Raw genomic sequence first — 24,796 nt, forward strand, 5'->3', positions numbered from 1 at the left:
AAAGCTGCCTGGCTGGCAGCATGTTTATCTCGCCGATTGCGCCGCAAGAAAGGCTTCAATTTGCGAGCGGGTGGAGGTGCCTTCCATCGGACCACGCTGCGAAATTGCCAGCGAGCCGCTGGCATTGGCCCAGGTCAACGCTTCCTGTGGCTGAACGCCGGACAAAAACAGGCTGACAAACGTGGCACCAAAGCAGTCACCTGCCCCGGTAGGGTCAACCACCGACACGTTAAAGCCGGGTATATGCCAGGTCTGCCGATCGCTGAAGTAGCTCGCCCCTCGCGGCCCTCGTTTGATCACCACGTGTTTCACCCCGCGCTTGAGCAGATTGTCCACCAGCCGTTGCTCATCCTCCCCCTGATGCCGCCCGAAGTAATCTAACTCCCCGTCGCTCGGCAGGAAAATATCTGTGTAATCAAGGATATATTCAAACGCCTGTGACATTTCCGGGATGTTAAGCATCTCTTTCCGGATGTTAGGATCGAAGGAGACGGTGCCGCCGCGTGACTTCACGTTTTCAATCGCCTTTCGCATGGCATCGATAATGCGAAACGAAAACAGCGACGAGCCCATAATATGAAAATGATTGCACTGGTTAAGCAAGGTGTCGTCGATATGGTCGGCAGTAAGCGAGCCGCAGGCGCTGTTCGGCAGATTAAAAATAAAATCGCGCTGCGACTGGGTGCGGTAACTGACAAAGGCGCTGCCGGTGGTGGCTTTTGGCAGGACGGTAATGCCGTTCACGTCGACCCCATCTTTTTCCAGCCGGGCAATATTCATCTCCCCAAAGGCATCGCTGCCGACGCAGCTGAACAGCACCGAACCGAATCCTAATTTAGCCACCTGATCGGCAAAAATGGCTGGCGCACCGCTGGGATAAGGCCCCCAGAATTCGCCCGGCTGCGAAAAGCCCTGACTTTCTTTCTTGGCCAAAAACTCCACCAACAGTTCGCCGATGGTACATATCGTCACGTTCATCACCGCTCCTTCATTTTGCTTTTTGCAGCGCTGGGTTGAGCCACGTCAGGCACTCATTGTTGGTGTAGCTATTGCTCAGCCCCACAGCGAGAAAGCGAGAATGGTATTCCGCTGCCACAACCTGGGGCGTAATGAGGCCGCTTGCCTGCGCGAGCTGGCCAACGGCATAGCGTTTTTCGCCGTAAACGGGCCGGTTGGCGACGATGGCAATCAGGTGTTTGCTCTGCCCAACGGCTTCACCCAACAGACGTGCGCTTGGTGCATCTCTGACGCTCAGCGTGCCATCTTCTGCAATATGGTCGACGGCAATCAACGTGCGGCTCGGGCGGTAATGGCGAAGCGCATTTAATGCCGCCTCACCCTCGACCCTGTTTCCATCTCCGCTCAATACGCCGCCAAGCAGGATCTTTTCACCGGGAAGAAACTCTTGCGCAAAACAGACGTGCGCCAGGTCATTCATCAACAGTCGCAGATCGTCATAGCCCGTAAGGAAAGGAATCACTTTACGTAAAATAGAGCCAGGTCCTAAAAATACGGTTTCATCCTCGCTGATTAAGGCCGCAGCCTGGCGCGCCATTTCGGCTTCCAGCTCTTTATGCACAACGGCGGCAGGTTCCCGGGGCTGAGCCACCGGTGCCCCCTGCTGGGCGGTATAAATTGCGCCACCAAACGAGCGCTTCAGGTAGCCTTGTTGCTCCAGATAATTGAGATCGTTTCGAATGGTGACGCCAGACACAGCAAGCATCTCCGCCAAATCATCTACTTTAATTTCGCCGTTTTTACGGACGATCTCTGCAATATCCAGGCGTCTTTTCAGCAGGCTGGTTGACGGTTTTGCCACAGTAGAGTGCCTTTTAAGTCATTCGAGTAATAACTTTCATTTTTAAATTTATCTTTTCTCTTGTCAAACTCCTGTCTATCACCCAACAAATAAAAACAAACAAATAGCCTTTATTTCAATGCATTAACAGAAAACACCTCTCAACAATATGTTTAAAAATGAATATTATCAATACCGAATAACTTTCATTTAGTAAATAAAATCGCCGTTGTGTGGCTTCGATCACAGCGACACAGGCATAGGATCGCTAAATTACTTTCAAAACGTAAGTTATCACTCAAATAACGATTTCATTTTTAAACAAAAAGGAGCAAATATGTATATTATTTCCAGCAAAAACATGTTGTTAAAAGCTCAGCGTCTGGGGTACGCCGTACCGGCATTTAACATTCACAATCTGGAAACGATGCAGGTGGTGGTGGAAACGGCTGCTGAAATGCGTTCCCCGCTGATCCTTGCCGGGACGCCGGGCACTTATAGCTACGCCGGGACCGGCAACGTTGTCGCCATCGCCAGCGATCTGGCCAGACTTTGGGATCAGCCACTCGCGCTGCACCTTGATCACCACGAAGACCTCGTGGACATCACCCGTAAAGTGCAGGCCGGGATCCGCTCAGTAATGATTGACGGGTCGCATCATGCTTTTGAAGAGAATGTTGCGCTGGTGAAAAATGTTGTAGAGCTGAGTCACCGCTACGATGCCAGCGTAGAAGCAGAGCTTGGGCGGCTGGGCGGCGTAGAGGACGATCTGGTCGTTGACGCCAAAGATGCGCTGTATACCAACCCGGAGCAGGCTCGTGAGTTTGTCTCCCGTACCGGGATTGATTCCCTGGCAGTAGCTATCGGGACGGCTCACGGGCTTTATGCCGCCGAACCAAAGCTCGATTTCGATCGTCTGGCGGCGATCCGTGAATGCGTGGATGTTCCCCTGGTATTACACGGTGCTTCTGGTCTGCCAGAGGGCGATATTCGCCGGGCTATTTCGCTCGGTGTCTGTAAGGTCAACGTCGCTACCGAACTGAAAATCGCGTTTTCAGACGCGCTAAAGCAGTACTTCATCGAGCAGCCTGGGGCTAACGATCCCCGGCATTACATGCAGCCTGCCAAACAGGCGATGAAAGAAGTCGTCCGTAAAGTCATTCATGTCTGTGGTTGTGAAGGACAGCGCTAACCCACGGACGCAAGGAGCAATGTCGTGATCCATACCCTGACTTTAAACACCGCGATTGATATGAATATTTTTTGCGGCTCTCTGCAGCCTTCTAGCGTGAACCGCACCCAGCGCACGGAATATTGTCCTAACGGCAAAGGCGTTAACGTTTCTTTGGTCCTGAAGCACTTTCAGCAGCCGACCCACGTCATGGGCATATTCGGCGGATTTACCGGGCGCTATATTGTGGAGGAACTTAAAAAACAAAAAATTAACGTTACCCCATCCTGGGTGCAGGCCCCTACGCGAATTAATGTGTTTATAAATGACGGCAACAATGAATATAAGTTGGTCAATGCCGGGGCGCATATTGATGATGAATGTAAACAACAGATTATTCGGCATCTGGACTGCATCCGCCCGGGCGATTATTTAGTGATTAGCGGCAGTTTGCCGCCGGGTATTGAAAGCCAGTTTTATGTGGAGGTTATGTCACTCTGCAAACAGCGCGGGGGAAAAATCATTCTGGACATCAGCCACCCTGCGCTGCGGCAGTTACTTGAGCTTAATCCCCTGCTGATCAAACCCAATGACGATGAATTAAAAGAAATATTCAATCTTCAGGTGGAAAGCATCCAACAGGTGCGCGAGGCGATGCAGACATTACATCAGTTGGGCGCACGTAATGTGTTATTAACCCTCGGCGCAAAAGGGCTCTATTTTTCCGACGGTTGTCAGCTGTGGTTCGCCTCCGCGCCCGAAATAGAGCTGGTCAGTTCAGCCTGTGCTGGGGACGCCGCGCTAGCGGCATTTCTCAGCCATTGGCTGAATGGTGAAGACATTCCCGAGGCACTAGCCCTCGCCAGCGCCACGGGTGCGGACGTCGCCGCGTCTGCCGGCCTCGGGAAACTCAATCGTCTGGAAGCATTATTACAACAGGTTCAAATCGTCCAATTATAAAGGTCTGATTATGAAAAAAATCATTGCCGTTACCGGCTGCCCTACGGGTATTGCCCACACGTTTATGGCTGAAGAAGCCTTGAAGACCGCAGCAAAAAAATTAAATGTCGAAATAAAAATAGAAACTAATGGCGCATCCGGCGTTGAAAATGAAATAACGCCGGAAGACTTAAAAAATATTTACGGCATCATCATTGCCGCAGATAAAGATGTCAACGCCGAACGCTTTAATGGCTTACCCGTGATTGAAGTGCCGGTTAAAGAAGCGATTCACCACCCGGCAGATCTTATTAATAAAGTCATCAGCGGGCAACTCTCCCGCCGCCAGGGAATATCTTCTGCTTCGGTAACAGCGGAAAAACATGAACAAGAATCGTTCGGCAGGCAGATTTATAAACACCTGATGAGCGGCGTCTCCAACATGCTGCCTTTCGTGGTGGCAGGCGGTATTCTGATTGCCATCTCCTTCCTGTGGGGCATTTACTCCGCCGATCCCAATTCACCTCAGTACAGCGCCATTGCCGCAACCTTAATGCAGGTCGGCCAGCAGGCATTTTCCATTATGGTGCCCGTTTTTACGGCCTATATTGCCTGGTCGATTTCCGGCCGCGCCGGGATGGTTGCCGGGTTCGTTGGCGGCCTGCTGGCTAACGCCACGGGGGCGGGCTTTCTCGGCGGGATCATTGCCGGGTTCGCCGCAGGTTACTTCATGCTGCTTGTCCGACGCCTGCTCGACGGGCTGCCGCGTCAGTATGAAGGCTTAAAATCGATCTTCATTATGCCGCTGATTGGCGTGCTGGTGATTGGCGTACTGATGGTGCTGCTCGGCAAGCCCGTCGCGGCCATCAACAACGGCATGATGGACTGGCTGAGTTCGCTACAACAAGCCAACCCGATCTTGCTGGGTATTGTTGTCGGGGCGATGTGTTCCTTCGATTTTGGCGGCCCGGTCAACAAAGCAGCGTACGTCACGGGAACATTGCTGCTCGGCCAGGGGAACTTCTTCTTTATGGCCGGCGTATCCGCCGCCTGTATTACGCCTCCGCTGGTCATCGCTCTGGCAACCACTTTCTTCCCCAAAGGTTTTAGCGAAGAGGAGCGCGCGGCCGGGATGGTGAACTATATTCTCGGCTGCACGCATATCACCGAAGGTGCTATCCCCTTTGCAGCGAAAGATCCGCTGCGCGTGATCCCGATGATGATGATCGCCTCTTCCATCTCGGCCGTACTCAGCTACAGCATGCATATAGAAGTCCCGGCACCGCACGGCGGGTTCCTGATCCTGCCGCTGGTCAGCAAACCATTAATCTGGGTGCTCTGCATCCTGGCCGGCTCCGCCTGCGGTGCGGTGATGCTAGGTACGTGGCGACTCTGGAATAACCGCAAACAGCCTACAGCCGGGCTGCAGACAGGAGGTCAGAATGCAACTTTGTGAACAGGATATTTTCATCAGCCATGAGCAGGTCGATAAAGTCACTGCGCTCGAGCAAGTCAGCGACAGGCTGGTATCAGCGGGCAATACCACGGCGGAATATCTTCAAGGCATGTTGGCCAGAGAAGCGCAGATTTCCACTTACCTGGGCCACGGCATTGCCATTCCCCACGGCACACCGGATACCCGTCATGCGGTGCTGAGCACTGGCGTAAAAGTGATTGTATTCCCGCAGGGCGTGGACTGGGGAGAAGATAATGTGGCGTATATGGTGGCCGGGATTGCTGCAAGGTCGAACGAACATCTCGATATTTTGCGTCAGCTCACCCGGGCGTTGAGCGATGAAGGCGTGCCGCAAGCGCTGGCGAAGGCCACAACGCCGGCTGAGGTTTTAGCGATTCTGACCGGTAATAACGCCGAAAGTGAGCCACAAACATCCCACACGGAAGGAGAACAGGCCACGTTTGTGATCCGTAATCCTCACGGGCTACATGCCAGACCGAGCGCCGTGCTGGTGAAACTGATTAAGCAGTTTCAAAGCCGTGTCACCGTTGAGAATATGGACAGCCAGGCCGGGCCCGTTGACGGCAAAAATCTGATGAAGATGGTTTCGTTGGGGGTAAAAACGGGCCACCGTATACGGTTCACGGCGAATGGCACCGATGCCCGCACGGCGCTTGCAGCCATTGGGCAAAGTATTGATCAGGGGCTGGGAGAGATGCCTGTCGCCTCGCCAGAACAACCGAAGCGCGGCTGGTTATCCCGCTTGTTTGGTTAACTTCATTTGCCGGATGTCATTGTGGCATCCGGTATTTGTAACACCGATACGATCAATAATACTCCACCGTATTTTTAATGGTGTAACGGTCCACCTTTGGCGGCGTGACGGAATCATCCGTCATTTCCAGATCGCAGGACAGCGAGTTGAAATGGCGGTCATAGTCACAGCTTTGCTTTGCGACCCCGATGATTTTGCCGTTCAGGCTGGTTGTCGCGCTGTAATCCAGCTTTTTCTTTTTATCGACACCCGCTTTCGCCACGATGGCAAGTTCGCTGTCTTTCGATTTGGTGATTTTCTCCAGCGGATAGCCTTCGCTGTCGTACTTATAGGTCACCAGCACATCTTTGCCTTTGGCGGCGGTCACAAAGTCGTTGTCGTCGGTGTCGTAGCTGATGCCCGCGGCAGGCAGTTCAGCAAGCTGGCATTTCCCCTGCAGCCGAACGCGTTTTTCAAGGCTGACCGCATCAACATAGTAGTTTGCATCGAGCGTCAGCGATGCCCCGCTGTTGTTCTCCAGATCGTGAAATTCCAGCGTGTCGAAGCAGCCTTCTTCCGACAGCGTACCGCTGACCCTTTTCAAAACCTGACCTTTGTCGTTCATCAGCGTCTGGCTAAAATCCTTTACCGGGCCGCGCATCGGATCGAAATCAAATTCGTTAGAAAAACTGGCCATTTCCGGCGTGTACGCCTGCGGCGACGTCGAGTTATCGCAGCCTACAAGGCTCAAAACCAGCGCACCGAGGGTAATGATTTTCTTCACGTTTTGCCGCTCTCCTGTTTTTATGTCATAACATGATATAAGCAAATACAACACTTTACACTAAAAGCGCTATTCTTAACGTTCAACTCAACATAAGGAAGAGATGATGAAACGTACCGTTTGGTTAAGCACGATACTGCTGATCGCTGCCGCACCGGCGTTGGCCGCACAGGGCAGTTGCGAAAAAGTGAAAGCGGATATTCAGCAGAAAATTGTCAATAACGGCGTGCCTGAGTCAGGCTTCTCGCTCACTATCGTACCTAACGATCAGGCAGACAAAGCCGGCGGCCAGGTCGTCGGCCACTGTGCGAACGACACGCAAAAAATCGTTTATACCCGTATCGCGGGCGGTGCTGCGCCGGAAAATGAACCGCAATAATCCCCTGCAGGGTGCCGGGCACCCTGCTTTCCTTCATCTATTTCCCCTCATCCACCGCAACTTTGACTGGCGTTAATAACGTCTACTCCTAATTAAGTAACACTCTTCCCCCGAGCGCCCCCTGACGGGCAGCCTCAGCAATCACCGAACCACAAAAAATACAAATAATAACGTCTTCCACACGACAAAAAGTCATGGAGAGAGCGATGTCGAACCTCAATCATCCAGGCGGGATTAGCCGCCGCAGCCTGGTAAAATCATCAGCCATTGGCGGCCTGGCCCTCGCCGCAGGCGGCATTTCGCTGCCTTTTGGTATGCGCAGCGCCGCGGCCGCGGTTGCCGACGCCCTGTCGCCGGAAAATAAAGACAAAGTTGTCTGGGGAGCCTGCTCGGTTAACTGCGGCAGCCGCTGCGCCCTGCGGCTGCACGTTCGCGACGAAGAGGTTTACTGGGTTGAAACTGACAATACCGGGCTGGACACCTATGGCGACCACCAGGTTCGCGCCTGCCTGCGCGGGCGCTCCATCCGCCGCAGGATCAACCACCCGGAACGCCTGAATTATCCGATGAAGCGCGTGGGCAAACGGGGCGAAGGTAAATTTGAACGCATCAGCTGGGACGAAGCGCTGGAGATTGTCAGCCACAGCCTGAAGCAGACCGTTGAAAAATATGGCAACGAAGCGGTCTACATTAATTACTCATCCGGCGTGGTTGGCGGGAATATCACCCGCTCTTCCCCTTACGCCTCGCTGGTCGCCAGGCTGATGAACTGCTACGGCGGTTTTCTGAGCCACTACGGCACCTACAGCACCGCCCAAATTGCCTGCGCCATGCCGTACACCTACGGCAGCAATGACGGCAACAGCACTTCGGATATCGAAAACAGTAAACTGGTCGTCCTGTTCGGCAATAATCCAGCAGAAACGCGGATGAGCGGCGGCGGTATCACTTATTACCTTGAACAGGCTCGCGAACGTTCCAACGCCCGCATGATCGTTATCGACCCGCGCTACACCGACACTGCGGCAGGCCGGGAAGATGAATGGATCCCTATTCGCCCCGGAACGGATGCCGCGCTGGTGGCCGGGCTTGCCCACGTCATGATTAGCGAAAATCTGGTCGACCAGACTTTCCTGGATAAATACTGCGTCGGCTATGACGAGACAACCCTGCCCGCCGATGCCCCGCGCAACGGTCACTACAAAGCCTATATTTTAGGTGAAGGCGATGACGGGACAGAGAAAACGCCGCACTGGGCCTCCCGGATAACCGGTATTCCGGTGGACAGAATCATCAAGCTGGCGCGAGAGATTGCGGGTGCAAAACCCGCTTATATTGCCCAAGGCTGGGGGCCGCAGCGCCAGGCCAACGGCGAGTTGACCTCACGGGCCATCGCCATGCTGCCGATCCTCACCGGCAACGTGGGGATTAACGGCGGCAACAGCGGCGCGCGTGAATCCACCTATACCATCACCATTGAACGTATGCCGGTGCTGGAAAACCCGGTCAAAACGCAGATTTCCTGCTTCAGCTGGACGGATGCCATCACTCGCGGCCCCGAAATGACGGCCAAACGAGACGGCGTGCGCGGGAAAGAGAAGTTGGACGTGCCGATCAAGTTCATCTGGAACTATGCCGGCAACACGATTATTAACCAGCATTCCGATATCAATAAAACCCACGCCATTTTGCAGGACGATAAGCAGTGCGAAATGATTGTGGTGATCGAGAACTTTATGACTTCGTCGGCGAAATACGCCGATATCCTGCTGCCGGACCTGATGACCGTCGAGCAGGAGGACATTATTCCTAACGATTACGCCGGTAATATGGGCTACCTGATTTTCATCCAGCCCGCCACCGCGCCTAAGTTTGAGCGCAAGTCTATCTACTGGATGATGAGCGAAGTGGCTAAACGCTTGGGCGACGAGGTGCATCAGGCCTTCACGGAAGGACGAACCCAGCGCGAGTGGCTGCAATATCTGTACGCGAAAATGCTGGCGAAAGACCCGGCGCTGCCTGCTTATGAAGATCTGCGGGCGATGGGTATTTACAAGCGTAAAGATCCGGCTGGCCATTTTGTGGCTTACAAAAAATTCCGCGAAGATCCTCAGGCCAACCCACTCAAAACGCCGTCCGGGAAAATTGAAATCTACTCCAGCAAGCTTGCCGGAATTGCCGCCAGCTGGGAGCTGGAAAAAGATGAAACCATCAGTCCGCTGCCGGTGTATGCCTCGACGTTTGAAGGCTGGGACTCTCCGCAGCGCAGCGAGTTTCCCCTCCAGCTGTTTGGTTTCCACTACAAATCCAGGACCCACTCAACCTACGGCAACATTGACGTCCTGCAGGCCGCCGCGCGTCAGGAAGTCTGGATTAATCCACTCGACGCAAAACGTCGCGGCATCGCCAACGGCGACAAAGTCAGCGTGTTTAACGGGCGCGGTGAAGTGCATATTGAGGCGAAGGTCACCCCGCGCATCATGCCTGGCGTTGCCGCTATGGGCCAGGGCGCCTGGCATGACGCCGACATGAACGGCGACCGCATTGACCACGGCGCCTGCATTAATACGCTAACCACGCACCGCCCTTCACCGCTGGCAAAAGGCAACCCCCAGCATACCAATCTGGTTGAAATTAAGAAGATTTAAGCGTGATGGCAAAGGCTTATCGCTTTGCCTGTATTCACCCGGCTCCAGCGACGTGTAGCGGAGCCGGGTGCCCGACGAAAAGGAATGAAAATGCTCTCTGAACAACAACGCCTGTCGGCGATAGCCCTTAGCGGCCGGGTGCTCGGAGCCCTGTTTTATCATGCCCCCAACCACCCGGACAGCGCCGCGCTGATGGCGATGCTTGCCGTACCGGACTGGGTGAGCGAATGGCCGTTCCAGACCCCAACGCTGGCGGCAGTTGCGCCTCTCATGGCTGCAGGCCTGGCGGATCAGGCCACGCCGATAAACGAAGAGTTCCAGCGCCTGTTCATCGGCCCTTATGCGCTGCCGGCCCCGCCGTGGGGCTCGGTCTATCTCGACAAAGAAAATGTGCTGTTTGGCGACTCGCTGCTTGAGCTTCGCCAGTGGATGCGGACCCAAGGCTTTGCCCCACAGACGGAACAAAACGAGCCTGAAGATCATTTTGGCTTAATGCTGATGCTGGCGGCCTGGCTGGCCGACCAGGGGCAGCGGCAGCCGTTGGATGAGCTGCTGGCCTGGCATCTGCTGCCCTGGGCCGAACGTTATCTGAGCCTGTTTACCGAAAACACAGCGAATGATTTCTATCGTGGCCTGGGCGAGCTGGCAAAACTGACCCTCTCAGGCTGGCAAAACGGCATGTTGATGCCCGTCGCCAGCAAAGAACTGCATTTCTAAGAATCCTGGGCTTTCAGGAAGCCGGACGCATCCGGTTTCCTGAAAAAACGAGGATTTCTGCACCCCATGAATGTGACAACGTCACCTTGCATTAACATTTTTAAGACAAATCTTTACTTTTCATCCACAGGCCACATGCCATAAGGCCTGAGCATCAGTTTATCGACTGAATCATTAGCCTCTTAATTGTCCCTTAAACTGGAATCCTTCCCGCTACGTTGCTATAGCTCCAGACACCCTGCCGACACATGGCATAACAACAGGCCGCCTCCCCGGCGGCGATAACGCGTGCACACAGGGAGACACACTGCAATGCAAAACGCATCCTTCGCAACACGGTTCTTACTTGGGCTAGTGGCGCTGATTTTAGTGCTTGCTCTGGTGGTTTGGGGCATCGGCCTCGACACACTGAAAGCCCGGCAGGTCGATTTACTCTATCTCGGGCAGCAGCACCTGATTCTGGTGTTCAGCTCAATGGCGCTCGCCCTGCTGGTCGGTATCCCCAGCGGAATATTGCTCAGCCGCCCTGCGGCTCGCCGCTGGGCCGAGTACGTCATGCAGATTTTTAATATCGGCAACACGCTGCCGCCGCTGGCGGTGTTAGCTCTGGCGATGGTGATTATCGGCATTGGCGACAAACCGGCGATCGTCGCCCTGTTTCTTGCCTCACTGCTTCCGATTGTCCGTAATACCTATGCCGGGCTTTGCAGCGTTCCTCCGTCACTGATAGAAGCCGCCAATGGGATTGGCATGACCAAATTCCAGCGGCTGCGTCAGGTGGAGATCCCCAACGCCTGGCCGGTGATCCTGTCCGGCGTGCGGATTGCCACCGCCATCAACGTCGGCACCGCCCCGCTGGCCTTTCTTATCGGCGCGAGCAGCTACGGAGAGCTTATTTTCCCGGGGATTTACCTGAACGATTTCCCAACGCTGATACTCGGCGCCGTGGCGACGGCACTGTTTGCGCTCATCCTCGACTTAGCGCTTGCAAGCCTGGGGCGGGTGCTCAGCCCCCACACCGCCCAATAACAACAATAAGGAGCGTGTATGAAACTGCTTTCACGGATGCTAACTACGGCGTTTGCCGCAGCCTCCCTTATCGCCACCCAGGCTCAGGCAGCACCGCTGATTCTGGCGACCAAAAGCTTTACCGAGCAGCATATTCTGTCGGCCATGACCACGCAGTATCTGGCTAAAAAGGGCTTTCAGGTGACGCCGCAGACCAACATTGCCACCGTAATTTCCCGCAATGCGATGATCAACAAGCAGATTGATATGACCTGGGAGTACACCGGCACCTCGCTGATTATCTTTAACCACATTAATCAGCGAATGACGCCGGAAGAGTCGTACAACACGGTCAAAAAACTGGACGCAAAGCTGGGCCTCGTCTGGCTTAAACCCGCGGAGATGAACAACACTTACGCCTTTGCCATGAAGCGCGAACGGGCAGAAAAAGAAGGCATTACCACGATGTCGCAGCTGGTGGAGCGCATCGAACATGTGCGCCAGACCGACCCAAAACATAACTGGATGCTGGGCCTGGATCTGGAGTTTGCCGGGCGCAGCGACGGCCTGAAGCCGCTGCAGCAGGTGTACAACATGCCGCTGGACCGCCCGCAAATTCGCCAGATGGACCCCGGCCTTGTCTATAACGCCATCCGCGACGGGTTTGTTGATGCCGGTCTGATCTACACCACCGACGGGCGTATGAAGGGCTTTGACCTGAAAGCGCTGGTGGACGATAAGGGCTTCTTCCCAAGTTACGCTGTCACGCCCGTGGTGCGTAAAGACGTGCTGGACTCGCACCCGGGCCTTGAGGCGGCGCTGAACACCCTATCGTCCGAGCTGAACAATGAGGTGATAACAACCCTGAACGCTAAAGTTGATATCGACCATGAAACCCCGCAGCAGGTGGCCCGTGAATTCCTGCAGCAGAAAGGCTTGCTCTGAGGAGGTATCGTGGAAACGTTACATTATATGATTGATAACGCAGGGTATATTGGCTCTCTCACCCTGCATCACCTGTGGCTGGTGCTGATCGCCGTCGGCCTGGCAATCCTGATTGGCGTGCCGCTGGGCATTCTTATCGTGCGCCATAAATGGCTTGCCACGCCAATACTCGGTTTTGCCACTATTTTGCTCACCATTCCGTCCGTGGCGCTGTTCGGCCTGATGATTCCCCTGTTTTCGCTGATCGGTCAGGGTATTGGCGTAGTCCCTGCGGTGACGGCGGTGTTCCTGTATTCGCTGCTGCCGATTGTCCGCAATACCCACACCGCGCTGGACAGCCTGCCGCCGGGGTTACGTGAGGCCGGGCGAGGCATCGGGATGACGTTTTGGCAGCGCCTGCGCTGGGTGGAAATTCCAATGGCGCTGCCGGTGATTTTTGGCGGAATTCGAACCGCGGTGGTGATGAACATTGGCGTCATGGCCATTGCCGCCGTCATTGGCGCGGGCGGTCTGGGCTTGCTGCTGCTTAATGGCATCGGCGGGAGTGATATCCGCATGCTCATTGCCGGGGCGGTGATGATCTGCCTGTTAGCCATCGTGCTCGACTGGCTGCTGCATCGTCTGCAGCTGCATTTCACTAAATGGTAAAAGAGGCCGCTATGCGTTTTATCCCACTCTGCATACTTTCAACGCTGGCGCTGCTGACCGCCTGCTCTTCCCGCCCAGCGCCAGAACCGCCTCAGGACACCCCAGAGTGCATGAACTATCGCCATATGATGACCGCACCTATGCTGCCGGACGCGGTACAGCGTCTGAAACAAAAGTGTGAAGACTCCCGCCGCAAGCTCATGAATTAAGGTGCTGAGACCAGCGCCAAAGAGGACCCGATAATGATAAAACTTGAAAACCTCACGCGACAATTTGTACAGAAAAACGGGCAGACTTTTAACGCTGTCGACAACGTCAGCCTGAACGTGCCAGAAGGTGAAATGTGCGTGCTGCTCGGCCCTTCCGGCTGCGGTAAAACCACCACCCTGAAAATGATCAACCGCCTGATAAAACCCACCGGCGGCAAGATTTTAATCAACGGTCAGGACACCAACGATCTGGATTCCGTCACACTGCGCCGCAATATCGGCTACGTTATCCAGCAAATCGGCCTGTTCCCGAACATGACGATTGAAGAGAATATCACTGTTGTGCCACGTATGCTGGGCTGGGATAAATCCCGCTGTAAAGCACGCGCCCAGGAGTTGATGAGCATGGTCGCCCTCGACCCTAACCGCTTCCTCAACCGCTATCCGCGCGAAATGTCCGGCGGCCAGCAACAGCGTATCGGAGTGATCCGAGCCCTGGCGGCGGATCCTCCGGTGCTGCTGATGGATGAACCTTTTGGCGCGGTTGACCCGATTAACCGCGAAACCATTCAGAACGAGTTTCTGGAGATGCAGCGCCAGTTGAAGAAAACGGTAATGCTGGTCAGCCACGATATCGACGAGGCGCTGAAGCTTGGCGACCGGATTGCCGTCTTCCGCCAGGGTAAAATTGTGCAGTGCGCCAGCCCTGACGAGCTGCTGGCGAAACCGGCCAATGACTTCGTCGGCTCGTTTGTTGGCCAGGACCGCACGCTGAAGCGCCTCCTGTTGGTGCAGGCCGGAGACGTAACCGACCAGCAGCCGACCATTACGGCTCGTGAATCCACGCCGCTGGCGGAAGCTTTCGCCACCATGGATGACAACGACATGCGTTCCATCACCGTCGTTGACGCCGGAGGTAAACCGCTGGGCTTCGTTAAGCGGCGTGAAGCGCGAGGCGCGACGGGCACTTGCACCGACCTCCTTCACCCGTTCCGCGTCACCGGCCGCGCGGAGGAAAACTTGCGCATCGTGCTTTCTAAGCTCTATGAGCACAACATGGTCTGGATGCCGATCACCGATGAAGATGGCCGCTACAGTGGCGAAATTTCGCAGGATTATATTGCCGATTATCTCAGCTCGGGCCGCACCCGTCGGGCGCTGAATATCCAACAAAGTTAATCAATCCTATGCGCTGCTTTGTGGCGGCGCATTTTCCTTTGAGCTTAGCGACGTTCTCCCCCACAATAGCGCCATTCTTTCGCCATCTTATGCGCTATGCACCGAATACAAGCCTTGCCTGACATCAGAGTGATGCTTCGCCGACTGGTGATTGCGGTCTTCATTGGCCTGGCTTCCGCGCTGGTGGTCTGGCTATTTCGGCAGGCCATGTACCTGCTTGAAAACGTCTTCCTCGGCGATCACGGCGGCAGCCTGGTTGCAGCCGCTGCGGCACTCGAACCCTGGCGACGCGTCCTGACGCCTGCCGCAGGTGGCCTGCTGGCCGGGCTTTTGCTGTGGAGCTGGCAACGAGCCACTCGCCAGCGCCCTTCTGCCCCCACCGACTATATGGAAGCCATCGAAACCGGCGATGGTCGTCTGGACGTGCCGTCCAGCCTGGTGAAGTCCGCCGCTTCGCTGATAGTCGTCGCCAGCGGGAGCGCAATAGGACGCGAAGGGGCGATGATTCTGCTGGCAACGGTTTTTGCTTCGCTGTTTGCCCAGCGCTTTACCCCGGACAAAGAGTGGAAGCTGTGGGTCGCCTGCGGCGCGGCTGCGGGGATGGCGAGCGCCTATCATGCACCGCTGGCGGGCAGCCTGTTTATTGCGGAAATTCTGTTTGGCTCACTGATGCTTGCCTCGCTGGGGCCGGTGGTGATTGCCGCCGTCAGCGCCCTGTTGATGACGCATTTGCTGAACGGCGGGCAGGCTCCGCTCTATATCGTCACGCTTCTTGATCCCCCTCAGCCTTCGCATTATGGGCTAATGGCGCTGCTCGGCTTAACCGCGGGCGTGCTAGGGCCGCTAATTCTCTGGCTGCTGGCGCGAAGCAGCGCGCTGTTTCGTTCACTTAAGCTGTCGCCGCCGCTGCAGCTGGCGCTCGGCGGGCTGATTGTCGGCCTGCTTTCGCTGGTCACCCCGACGGCATGGGGCAACGGCTACAGCGTGGTGCAGTCGTTTCTTTCCAGCCCGCCTGCGCTGCTGTTTGTCGGTGGCGTGCTGCTGTGCAAACTGCTGGCGGTGATGGCAAGTAGCGGCTCCGGCGCACCGGGCGGCGTATTTACGCCCACGCTGTTTATGGGGGCGGCACTGGGCATGCTGTTTGGCCAGGTTTGTGGCCTGTGGGGCGGCGGTGAACCGCTGATGATCCTGCTGGGGCTGACGGGAATGGCGTCTTTGCTGGCGGCCACGACGCACGCGCCGATCATGGCGACGCTGATGATTTGTGAAATGACCGGGGAGTTTACGCTGCTCCCCGGTCTGCTGCTGACCTGCGTGATAGCCTCAACGCTTTCGCGCTGGCTACGCCCGCAGTCGGTCTACCGTCAGAGCGCTACGCAGCCGGGTTAGGTCGATATAGGCTCCCAGCTCACGCTGTTCGGCCCGGGGCAGGTACGGCAGTTCACCGACCAGCGGCCCCGGCAGTTTTTTGCTCAACACCTCGATAATTTCCGCGTAGTGCGCAAGGCCTGGGTTGATACGGTTCGCGACCCAACCAATAAACGGCAGCCCGTCGTTGGCAATCGCCTGCGCCGTCAGCAGCGCATGGTTGATGCACCCTTCCTGAATCCCCACCACCAGCAGCACCGGCAGCTGCTCTTGTACCACCCAGTCCGACAGCGGGCGAAGATCGTTCATCAGGCTGCGCCAGCCGCCCGTGCCTTCGACGACGACGTGATCCATTTGGTCGGCCAGCCTTTGCAGGCCGCTCGACAGCAGCGAGTAGTTAATCGGCCCGTGATGGCTGATGCTGCTCTCTTCCTCGCTGAGCGCGATAGGATTGATCGCTTCATAGGGCAGTTTGATCGTGGAGACGCTTTGCAGTACCAGCGCATCTTTATTGCGCAGCCCGTCTGGCGTCTCTTTACTGCCCTTCGCGACCGGCTTGTAGCCAACGACGCTTTTCCCGCTGGCCGACAACGCCTGCAGTAAGGCTCGTGACACCACCGTCTTCCCGACGGCAGTATCCGTACCTGTTATAAAGAAACGCTTAAGCATGGCTGTCTCCCGAGGTAATGCTAGCCAGATAATTAAAGAGAAAAACTAACGCGGGAAAGTCTAAAAGAATGGCGCTGTAGCCAGATTGAGATAGCGCAATTTTTGGTGAATCAGGGCCGAAGATTAGCCCTGCAGCAGACGAATTAATAAAGAGCCGTTATACATTGCATCTTTTACCAGCGCCGCGCCGGCCATGGTGCCTCGGTTATCAAACTGCGTCCCTTCGACCACCGTATGACTGCTATAGGCGGGTAATGCCTGCTGGCGAATACAGTCCGTAATCGCGGGGTGAAGGATGGCGGCGGCGCGGTTAAGCGGTGAACCGATAAGAATTTTTTGCGGATTAAACAGGTTAACCATGATGGCCAGAATACGCCCCACGTTTTGCCCGACGCCGATAATAATATCTTTTGCCAGCAGATCTCCGCTTAACGCGGCGTCGCACAGGGATTCCACGCTCAGCGGCTGGCCGTGTAACATTGAGCCCATTGACTGGCTCATACGCTGCTGCGCCAGCTCCAGCACGCTTTCGACGCTGGCAATGGTTTCAAGGCAGCCGTGGTTGCCGCAGTAGCAGCGTTTTCCGTAAGGATCGACCTGCGTGTGGCCAATTTCCACCAGGCTGCTGCTGCCCGCGTGAAGCAAACGCCCATCGGTGATAACGCCTGCGCCAACGTTGTGATCAATCACCACCTGAATCACATCTCTTGCGCCCTGAGAAGCACCAAACAGCCCCTCTGCCATGGTCCAGGCGCTGATATCGTGCTGGATAAAGACCGGGACGCCGGTGTGATTGCCCAGCGCCTCGCCCAGCGGCATATCGCAGACATCGTAGAACGGCATGCGATGAATAACACCATGAACGGTATCAATGATGCCCGGTAGCGTAATGGCGATGGCGGTCAGGCGTTCAAGCTTTTGCTGATGGCGAATAAAGAACTGATCGACCTGAAAGATGATGCGTTCCAGTAAAGGCTGCGGGTCGTCCGTCGGCAAGTCTACCGTGTCTTCCACCACCAGTTTGCTGCTAAGGTCGCGCAGCCCCAGTGAAATTTCACCGCGGCTCAGGCGAATTGAGAGGTAATGCCAGGCTTCTGTTTCAAGCATTAAGCCCACCGCGGGGCGACCACGGCTGCCGGGGTCCTGAATCTCCGTTTCCTGTACCAGATGCGCCTCAAGCATTTCCCGCACAATCTTAGTGATACTGGCCGGAGCCAGCTGCGCCAGGCGGGAAAGATCGATTCGCGACACCGGACCGTGGGTATCAATCAAACGATAAACAACGCCGGCATTGGTTTGTTTAATCTGATCGATATGGCCCGGTTGACTATCAGCAACCACGTGGTACTCCCTTTATTTTCGCGCTTCGAAATAAACTTTTAGGCTATGGTGAAACACTTCAAGTGGGGTCGTCAAATATTTACGTAGGGTTGTGATTTACCGCACATATTCCCGCCATATTTGGCCTATTTTAACGCCCACGAGGCCTCGGTCAGCAGCGCCGAGATTCGCTTCGCTGCTTCCGATAATTCCCGATGCTTTGGCCAGACGAGCCACAGCTCAGACTGTGCCTCTGGCTCGTCAATGGGAAGCCAAACCACATCACTCAGGCGAATGCGCTGGAACGAAGCTGGCAGGATGGAAACCCCCAGCCCGGTAGACACCAACCCAATGATCGTCATCGCCTCGCCTACTTCCTGGGTAATGTACGGCACGATGTTATAGCGGCGGAGCAGCCCAATAATGTCGTCGTAAAGCCCGGTACCTACATGCGGGTCAAAGAAAACAAACGGCTCCTGAGCAAGCTGTGTCAGCGATATCGAACGGCTGCCTGCCAGCGGATGATCGCGATGCACCATCGCCAGCAGCGGTTCACGCAGGATGAGCGTCCAGTTCAGGGTATCCGGCAGACGCGTATTGCGCATCAATCCCAGCTCAAGCTCGCCCTCATTCAGGGGAGCAATTTGTTCCCGGGTGTTCACTTCCCGCATCTGAAGATGCACGTCAGGGTAGCGCTTGCGAAAGCGAGACAGGCTGTCAGAAACGGCCTTAATAAACGGTGCTGATGAGGTAAAGCCAATGCGCAGCTCGCCGGTTTCGCCCTGATGCAGCCGGGCAGCACGCGCGGCTGCGGCATCCACCTGGCCGAGAATTTGCCTGGCATCAGAGAGAAACTGCTGGCCGGCTGCGGTGAGGTTAACGCTGCGGTTGGTACGCGCCAGCAGGCGAGCGCCGATTTGCTCTTCAAGGATCTGAATTTGCTGGCTAAGAGGCGGCTGGGAGATCCGCAGCCGTGCCGCCGCCCGGCCAAAATGCAGCTCTTCGGCAACGGCGATGAAATAGCGCAGGTGGCGCAGCTCGATATTCATATGTTTAAAGTATCATTTGAGATTATTAATATATTAGACATAACATTTACACTTTTCTACTCTGTTAAGAATAAGTTAACACCTGCGTAAGGATCTCCCTTGAGTCGTACAACTACCGTCAGCACAGCCCCGACAGAGGATGTTGACGAAAGCCGGTCTGCCCCTTCTGTCAGCTATATCAAACGCGGTACCCCTCAGTTTATGCGCGTCACGCTGGCGCTGTTTTCCGCCGGGCTGGCTACCTTTGCCCTGCTCTATTGCGTCCAGCCTATTTTACCGGTGCTCTCTCATGAATTTGGCGTCAGCCCGGCAAGCAGCAGTATTTCGCTTTCGGTTTCTACCGCCATGCTGGCTATCGGGCTGCTGTTTACCGGCCCGCTGTCGGACGCCATTGGCCGTAAACAGGTCATGGTTACGGCTCTGCTGCTGGCTTCCTGCTGTACTTTGTTGTCAACGCTGATGACCAGCTGGCACGGCATTTTGATCATGCGCGCGCTCATCGGCCTTTCCCTTAGCGGCGTTGCTGCCGTGGGCATGACCTACCTCAGCGAGGAGATGCACCCGAGCGTGGTGGCGTTTTCGATGGGCCTGTACATCAGCGGGAACTCAATCGGCGGAATGAGCGGCCGCCTGATCACCGGGGTACTCACCGACTTCTTTACCTGGCGCGTGGCCGTCGCGGCTATCGGCTGTTTTGCCCTTGCCTCAGCGCTGATGTTCTGGAAGATTCTGCCGCAGTCGCAGCATTTTCGCGCCTCCAGTCTTCGCCCTAAAACGCTGTTTATTAACTTCCGCCTGCACTGGCGGGACCAGGGGTTACCGCTGCTGTTTGCGGAAGGCTTCCTGCTGATGGGGGCGTTTGTCACCCTCTTTAACTACATTGGCTACCGCATGATGGAAGCCCCATGGTTTCTGAGCCAGGCGGTGGTGGGCCTGCTGTCCGTCGCCTATCTGACCGGGACATGGAGCTCACCTAAAGCAGGCGCCATGACCGCGAAATATGGCCGCGGCCCCGTGCTGATTGGCTTCACGGCCATTATGTTCCTTGGTTTGACGCTGACCGTTTTCTCCTCGCTTATCGTTATTTTTGCCGGGATGCTGCTGTTCTCCGCCGGTTTCTTTGCCGCCCATTCGGTTGCCAGCAGCTGGATTGGGCCACGCGCACGTCGGGCCAAAGGCCAGGCTTCGTCGCTGTATTTGTTCAGCTATTACCTGGGCTCCAGCCTGGCGGGTACCCTTGGCGGCGTGTTCTGGCACCAGTTTGGCTGGAACGGCGTGGCGGCGTTTATCGGCTCGCTGCTGCTGGTCGCCCTGCTGGTTGCCACCCGTTTGCACCATAAGGCGCACTAACCTGCTGCCGCTCTCGTGTTCAGGCAAGCTTAATGCTATTTTCTTTGGCGTTAACAACCTGTTCACGAGGCCATATGGAAAAGCAAAACTATAATCACCTGACCCGTACCTTCCAGCGTCTGTCCCGGTTTGATCATCTGTCAGCCATTGCCGGCTGGGACATGTCCACCATGATGCCCGCTAACGGTAGCCAGGCGCGCGGCGAGGCTCTCGCTGAACTCAGCGTGCTTAAGCACCAGATCCTGACCGACAAGAAAATTGCCACCCTGCTCCAGGCCGCGGCTCAGGAAGATCTGAACGATGTGGAGCGTGCCAACCTGCGTGAAATGACTCGCCACTACCAGGAAGCAGTACTGCTCCCGGATGCGTTAGTAGAAGAGAAATCGCTGGTAGGTACGCGCTGCGAGCACGGCTGGCGTACCCAGCGCCCGGCGAACGACTGGCAGGGTTTCTCCGCGAACCTGAAGGAAGTCGTTCGCGTCAGCCGCGAAGAGGCACGTCTGCGCGCAGAGGCAAAAGGCATTTCCCGCTATGATGCGCTGCTGGACATCTATGAACCCGGAATGACCAGCGCCAAGCTCGACGTATTGTTTGGCGATCTGCGCGGCTGGCTGCCGGATCTGCTCCAGAAGGTGGTTGATAAGCAGTCCAAAGAAAAAATGCTGACACCGCAGGGCCCTTTCGCCACCGGAACCCAGCGTCAGCTCGGGCTGGATACCATGGCGCTGCTCGGCTTTGACTTTAACGGCGGCCGCCTTGACGTCAGCGCGCATCCCTTCTGCGGCGGCGTGCCTGAAGATGTGCGAATCACGACTCGCTATAACGAAGAAGAGATGTTCAGCTCGCTGTTTGGCGTGATTCATGAAACCGGCCACGCCCGCTATGAGCAAAACCTGCCCCGGGAATGGCTCGGCCAGCCCGTTGCGCTGGCGCGTTCTACCGCCATTCATGAATCCCAAAGCCTGTTCTTTGAAATGCAGCTTGGGCGCAGCGCGCCGTTTCTGAAACTGCTGTTACCCAAAGTGATTGAGCGTTTTGGTCCGCAGCCTGCGTTCGAGCTGAACAATTTTATCAACGTCAACCAGCAGGTAGAACGCGGCTATATTCGCGTCGATGCCGATGAAGTGAGCTACCCGGCGCACGTCGTGCTGCGGTATGAAATTGAACGGGCGCTGATCGACGGTGATATCGAGGTGGATGACATTCCGGCGCTGTGGAATGAGAAGATGCAGTCCTGGCTGGGCCTGTCCACCGAAGGCAATTACCGCCACGGTTGCATGCAGGATATTCACTGGACTGACGGCGCTTTCGGCTACTTCCCGTCCTACACTCTGGGCGCGATGTACGCGGCGCAACTCTTTAGCGCGGCATCACGCGCGCTGCCGGACCTGGAGCAGGCGATCGCCAGCGGGAATTTTACCCCCTTATTTGACTGGTTGAAGCAAAATATCTGGCAGCACGGCAGCCGTTTCACCACCTCACAGCTGATAACCAACGCCACCGGAGAAGATCTTAACCCGTTGTATTTCCGCAAACATTTAGAATCACGTTACCTGTAATCCCCTCACGCCGGGTCGTCTGTACCCGGCGTTGTACATTACGTTACATGCCGATACCAATCACTCACTGAACACTTTGATTCCCCAGCCTATAGTTCATTTCAACGGCCCCGCAGTGGGGTTGACACACAAACAAATTCGAGGATGTCGAAATGAAAAAAGTATTAGCTCTGGTTGTTGCCGCTGCTATGGGTCTGTCTTCTGCCGCTTTCGCTGCTGACACCACCGCTACCGCTCCAGCTGCTGCTCCAGCAACCACCGCTGCTGCTCCTGCTGCTAAAGCGCCAGCTGCAAAAGTAACGCATCACAAGAAACACAAAAAAGCTGCCGCTCAGAAAGCTCAGGCTGCTAAAAAGAAACACAAAAAAGCCGCTAAACCAGCCACCGAGCAGAAAGCTCAGGCTGCTAAAAAGCACCACAAAAAAGCAACCAAACCAGCTGCTCAGAAAGCCCAGGCTGCTAAAAAACACCACAAAAAAGCAGTAAAACCAGCTGCACAGAAAGCTCAGGCTGCTAAAAAACACGTGAAAAAACATCACAAAGCCGCTGCTAAACCAGCTGCACAGCCAGCAGCATAAGTTAAACGGGGCGACCCGTTAGCTTGAAGCGTTTACATAAACACCCGGCTTGCCGGGTGTTTTATTAGGAATAAGGCACAGCCTTTAGCACGTACTTATTTCTGGAGTGCGGATAATGTTGCGACGCTACAGTTTCGAGTTAATCCTCGCCCTGCTGATCATCTGCGGTATTATTACGCTGAGCTTCTGGCTCTGATAGCGTAGTCTGCTGTTTTCACTCCCACTTTCGGTCCGTTCCGACTATAGTTACTGCATCTATAAAAACCATAATTATTAGCCCCTTCAGAGAGAGCTATGCGCAAAAGTGTTGTGTTGTTTTTAGGAGCATTGATCCTTTTACCTCAACTCGTTCACGCGGACGAAGACGACAGCCCGGCGAACGTTAAAACACTGTTCTTCGGCAAAGATGACCGTATTCGCGTGACCAACCCTGAGGACGCCCCCTGGGATGCCATTGGCCAGTTAGAAACCGCCAGCGGCAACTTATGTACCGCCACCCTGATTTCACCGCATCTGGCCTTAACTGCCGGGCACTGCCTGCTGCAGCCGCCGCGTGGTAAGGCAGACAAAGCCATCGCCCTGCGCTTTATTTCCCACAAAGGGCAATGGCGCTATGAGATCCATGATATCGAAGGCCGCGTGGACAAGTCCCTCGGTCGCCGCCTTAAACCGGACGGTGACGGGTGGCTGGTTCCGTCTAACGCAGCGCCTTACGATTTTGGCCTGATTATTATCCGTAATCCGCCTTCGGGTATCACGCCACTGCCGCTGTTTACCGGCGACAAAGACGCGCTAACCGAAGCATTAAAGGCGCAGGATCGTAAAGTGACGCAGTCCGGCTATCCGCTGGATCATCTCGACGACCTGTATACCCACAGCAACTGTCTGGTGACGGGCTGGGCGCAAGCGTCCGTGCTGTCGCACCAGTGTGATACGCTCCCCGGCGATAGCGGTTCACCGCTGTTGCTGAAAACCGATCAGGGCTGGCAGCTGATTGCGGTGCAAAGTTCTGCCCCGGCAGCCAAAGACAGATACAGAGCTGACAACCGCGCCATCTCAGTCACCGGCTTCCGCGACAGACTGGAAGCGCTGGCACAATAAGCGCTCAACCCGATACCGTCGGGCACCGTAGCAATAACGGTTGCCCGGCAGCTAAACATTTTTTGACATCATCTTGCGGTGCGTATGTATTGACATAATGATGCCAAACCCGGCCATTAGCACGATCAGCGCCGAGCCTCCGTAGCTTATTAACGGCAGCGGAACACCTACTACCGGCAAGATTCCGCTGACCATACCGATGTTCACAAACACATAAACGAACAAAATCAGTATCAGGCTGCCGACAACCATGCGGCCAAAAAGCGTCTGAGCCTGAGCGGCGATGATCAACCCGCGCATAATCACCAGCAGATACAGCGCCAGCAGCACTAAAATGCCGATAAAGCCCAGTTCTTCCGCCAGAACGGCAAACACAAAGTCGGTGTGCCGCTCCGGTAAAAACTCCAGCTGCGACTGTGTGCCGTGCAGCCAGCCTTTCCCTACCATACCGCCAGAACCAATAGCAATTTTTGACTGAATAATGTGATAGCCCGCCCCACGCGGATCGCGGGTCGGATCCAACAGCATCATGATGCGTTCACGCTGATAGTCATGCATAAGAAAGAACCACAGCACCGGAATGAACACCGCAATCAGCGCGGCAGCGGCGGCGATAATCCGCCAGCTAATGCCGGACAGGAACAACACGAAAAGACCGGATGTGGCCACCAGAACGGCGGTCCCGAGGTCGGGCTGCATCGCAATAAGCAAGGTGGGAACAAAAATCAGCGCCAGGGCGATGGCGGTATGTTTCAGCGATGGAGGACAGGGATTGTGATTGATAAACCGCGCCACCATCAGCGGGACGGCAATCTTTGCGATTTCAGAAGGCTGGAAGCGGATAACGCCGAGATCCAGCCAGCGCTGAGCCCCTTTACTGATTTGCCCGATGCTATCCACCATTAGCAGTAAAATCACGCACAGGGCAAAGAGCCAGGGGGCGGATCTTTCATAAAAGCGAGGAGGGATTTGCGCCATGGCGATCATCACGATAAGCCCCATCGCTATCTGCCCGGCTTTGCGCTCCATCATCCCAGGATCCTGGCCGCTGGCGCTCCACATCACAAACGCGCTGTAGGCAAGCAGCAGCATAATCAACAGCAGCAGCGAAGCATCAAGATGAATCTTTAGCCAAAACATTCTTTTCTGATGAATATTTTCCATGTA

General features: G+C 55.5%; 25 protein-coding genes. 18 read left to right on the forward strand and 7 right to left on the reverse strand.

Annotated elements, in window-relative coordinates:
- Positions 1 to 24: 24 nt before the first annotated feature.
- Positions 25 to 978, reverse strand: coding sequence for a sugar kinase (locus tag A936_RS14835; protein WP_008459223.1), 954 nt, complete (start codon positions 976 to 978; stop codon positions 25 to 27).
- Between the two features lie 10 nt (positions 979 to 988).
- Positions 989 to 1,783 carry a DeoR/GlpR family DNA-binding transcription regulator gene (locus A936_RS14840; protein WP_192810975.1) on the reverse strand — a complete coding sequence of 265 codons (795 nt, stop codon included), beginning with the start codon at positions 1,781 to 1,783 and terminating at the stop codon, positions 989 to 991.
- A gap of 352 nt (positions 1,784 to 2,135) precedes the next feature.
- Between A936_RS14840 and A936_RS14845 the strand changes: the two genes are divergently transcribed.
- The 4 genes from A936_RS14845 to A936_RS14860 are packed head-to-tail and all read left to right on the forward strand — an operon-like array spanning position 2,136 to position 6,139.
- Positions 2,136 to 2,990: a tagatose bisphosphate family class II aldolase gene (locus A936_RS14845; protein ID WP_008459225.1), complete on the forward strand. Its 855-nt coding sequence runs from the start codon at positions 2,136 to 2,138 to the stop codon at positions 2,988 to 2,990.
- A 24-nt stretch (positions 2,991 to 3,014) separates the two neighbouring features.
- A complete protein-coding gene (gene pfkB, locus A936_RS14850; protein ID WP_008459226.1) occupies positions 3,015 to 3,929 on the forward strand; it encodes a 1-phosphofructokinase in 915 nt (304 codons plus the stop codon).
- Between the two features lie 10 nt (positions 3,930 to 3,939).
- Positions 3,940 to 5,364: a PTS fructose transporter subunit IIC gene (locus tag A936_RS14855; RefSeq protein ID WP_008459227.1), complete on the forward strand. Its 1,425-nt coding sequence runs from the start codon at positions 3,940 to 3,942 to the stop codon at positions 5,362 to 5,364.
- Positions 5,351 to 6,139 (forward strand): HPr family phosphocarrier protein, encoded by a 789-nt coding sequence (locus A936_RS14860; RefSeq protein WP_008459228.1) that lies wholly within the window; start codon positions 5,351 to 5,353, stop codon positions 6,137 to 6,139. Before A936_RS14855 ends, A936_RS14860 begins: the two co-directional genes overlap by 14 nt.
- Positions 6,140 to 6,191: 52 nt before the next feature.
- Here the strand turns inward: A936_RS14860 and A936_RS14865 are convergent, their stop codons facing one another.
- Positions 6,192 to 6,902 (reverse strand): YnfC family lipoprotein, encoded by a 711-nt coding sequence (locus tag A936_RS14865; RefSeq protein WP_008459229.1) that lies wholly within the window; start codon positions 6,900 to 6,902, stop codon positions 6,192 to 6,194.
- Between the two features lie 106 nt (positions 6,903 to 7,008).
- On the opposite strand from A936_RS14865, the gene A936_RS14870 reads away from it, so the two are divergent.
- The 9 genes from A936_RS14870 (at position 7,009) to clcB (ending at position 16,024) form a co-directional block, all read left to right on the forward strand.
- Positions 7,009 to 7,281 (forward strand): DUF1161 domain-containing protein, encoded by a 273-nt coding sequence (locus A936_RS14870; protein ID WP_008459230.1) that lies wholly within the window; start codon positions 7,009 to 7,011, stop codon positions 7,279 to 7,281.
- A gap of 206 nt (positions 7,282 to 7,487) precedes the next feature.
- Positions 7,488 to 9,929 (forward strand): selenate/tellurate reductase subunit YnfE, encoded by a 2,442-nt coding sequence (ynfE, locus tag A936_RS14875; protein WP_008459231.1) that lies wholly within the window; start codon positions 7,488 to 7,490, stop codon positions 9,927 to 9,929.
- A gap of 90 nt (positions 9,930 to 10,019) precedes the next feature.
- The gene (dmsD, locus tag A936_RS14880) at positions 10,020 to 10,646 is read left to right on the forward strand and encodes a Tat proofreading chaperone DmsD (protein ID WP_008459232.1); all 627 of its coding nucleotides are present in this window, start codon (positions 10,020 to 10,022) and stop codon (positions 10,644 to 10,646) included.
- 312 nt (positions 10,647 to 10,958) lie between these two features.
- A complete protein-coding gene (gene osmY / locus A936_RS14885; protein WP_008459233.1) occupies positions 10,959 to 11,675 on the forward strand; it encodes an osmoprotectant ABC transporter permease OsmY in 717 nt (238 codons plus the stop codon).
- Between the two features lie 18 nt (positions 11,676 to 11,693).
- Positions 11,694 to 12,599: a glycine betaine ABC transporter substrate-binding protein gene (locus A936_RS14890; protein ID WP_008459234.1), complete on the forward strand. Its 906-nt coding sequence runs from the start codon at positions 11,694 to 11,696 to the stop codon at positions 12,597 to 12,599.
- 9 nt (positions 12,600 to 12,608) lie between these two features.
- Positions 12,609 to 13,247, forward strand: coding sequence for an osmoprotectant ABC transporter permease OsmW (osmW, locus tag A936_RS14895; protein ID WP_008459235.1), 639 nt, complete (start codon positions 12,609 to 12,611; stop codon positions 13,245 to 13,247).
- Between the two features lie 11 nt (positions 13,248 to 13,258).
- Positions 13,259 to 13,456, forward strand: coding sequence for a hypothetical protein (locus A936_RS14900; RefSeq protein ID WP_008459237.1), 198 nt, complete (start codon positions 13,259 to 13,261; stop codon positions 13,454 to 13,456).
- A gap of 33 nt (positions 13,457 to 13,489) precedes the next feature.
- Positions 13,490 to 14,635: an osmoprotectant ABC transporter ATP-binding protein OsmV gene (gene osmV, locus A936_RS14905; protein WP_008459239.1), complete on the forward strand. Its 1,146-nt coding sequence runs from the start codon at positions 13,490 to 13,492 to the stop codon at positions 14,633 to 14,635.
- Positions 14,636 to 14,731: 96 nt separating this feature from the next.
- Positions 14,732 to 16,024, forward strand: coding sequence for a voltage-gated ClC-type chloride channel ClcB (gene clcB, locus A936_RS14910; protein ID WP_034809342.1), 1,293 nt, complete (start codon positions 14,732 to 14,734; stop codon positions 16,022 to 16,024).
- Here clcB and bioD read toward each other — a convergent pair.
- From bioD to ynfL, 3 genes are all read right to left on the reverse strand, one after another.
- Positions 15,977 to 16,672: a dethiobiotin synthase gene (bioD, locus tag A936_RS14915; RefSeq protein ID WP_008459243.1), complete on the reverse strand. Its 696-nt coding sequence runs from the start codon at positions 16,670 to 16,672 to the stop codon at positions 15,977 to 15,979. The two genes, clcB and bioD, sit on opposite strands and share 48 nt — an antisense overlap.
- A gap of 123 nt (positions 16,673 to 16,795) precedes the next feature.
- Positions 16,796 to 18,013 carry a sugar metabolism global transcriptional regulator Mlc gene (gene mlc / locus A936_RS14920; RefSeq protein WP_008459245.1) on the reverse strand — a complete coding sequence of 406 codons (1,218 nt, stop codon included), beginning with the start codon at positions 18,011 to 18,013 and terminating at the stop codon, positions 16,796 to 16,798.
- Positions 18,014 to 18,138: 125 nt separating this feature from the next.
- Complete coding sequence (gene ynfL / locus A936_RS14925; RefSeq protein WP_008459248.1) at positions 18,139 to 19,041, reverse strand: multidrug efflux transcriptional activator YnfL/SxtR(Kp); 903 nt, start codon at positions 19,039 to 19,041, stop codon at positions 18,139 to 18,141.
- Positions 19,042 to 19,140: 99 nt separating this feature from the next.
- On the opposite strand from ynfL, the gene ynfM reads away from it, so the two are divergent.
- From ynfM to A936_RS14945, 5 genes are all read left to right on the forward strand, one after another.
- Positions 19,141 to 20,391: a multidrug efflux MFS transporter YnfM/SxtP(Kp) gene (gene ynfM / locus A936_RS14930; RefSeq protein ID WP_008459250.1), complete on the forward strand. Its 1,251-nt coding sequence runs from the start codon at positions 19,141 to 19,143 to the stop codon at positions 20,389 to 20,391.
- A gap of 74 nt (positions 20,392 to 20,465) precedes the next feature.
- Positions 20,466 to 21,950: a carboxypeptidase M32 gene (locus A936_RS14935; protein WP_008459253.1), complete on the forward strand. Its 1,485-nt coding sequence runs from the start codon at positions 20,466 to 20,468 to the stop codon at positions 21,948 to 21,950.
- Between the two features lie 152 nt (positions 21,951 to 22,102).
- Positions 22,103 to 22,528, forward strand: a complete 426-nt coding sequence (gene asr / locus A936_RS22895; protein ID WP_008459254.1) for an acid resistance repetitive basic protein Asr — start codon at positions 22,103 to 22,105, stop codon at positions 22,526 to 22,528.
- 115 nt (positions 22,529 to 22,643) lie between these two features.
- Positions 22,644 to 22,724 (forward strand): small membrane protein YdgU, encoded by an 81-nt coding sequence (gene ydgU / locus A936_RS24090; protein ID WP_483862443.1) that lies wholly within the window; start codon positions 22,644 to 22,646, stop codon positions 22,722 to 22,724.
- A gap of 98 nt (positions 22,725 to 22,822) precedes the next feature.
- Positions 22,823 to 23,629 carry a trypsin-like serine peptidase gene (locus A936_RS14945; protein ID WP_008459256.1) on the forward strand — a complete coding sequence of 269 codons (807 nt, stop codon included), beginning with the start codon at positions 22,823 to 22,825 and terminating at the stop codon, positions 23,627 to 23,629.
- 51 nt (positions 23,630 to 23,680) lie between these two features.
- Here the strand turns inward: A936_RS14945 and mrdB are convergent, their stop codons facing one another.
- The gene (mrdB, locus tag A936_RS14950; RefSeq protein ID WP_008459258.1) at positions 23,681 to 24,793 is read right to left on the reverse strand and encodes a peptidoglycan glycosyltransferase MrdB; all 1,113 of its coding nucleotides are present in this window, start codon (positions 24,791 to 24,793) and stop codon (positions 23,681 to 23,683) included.
- Between the last annotated feature and the right edge of the window lie 3 nt (positions 24,794 to 24,796).

The organism is Enterobacter sp. Ag1, from assembly GCA_000277545.1.
Classification (GTDB): domain Bacteria; phylum Pseudomonadota; class Gammaproteobacteria; order Enterobacterales; family Enterobacteriaceae; genus Cedecea.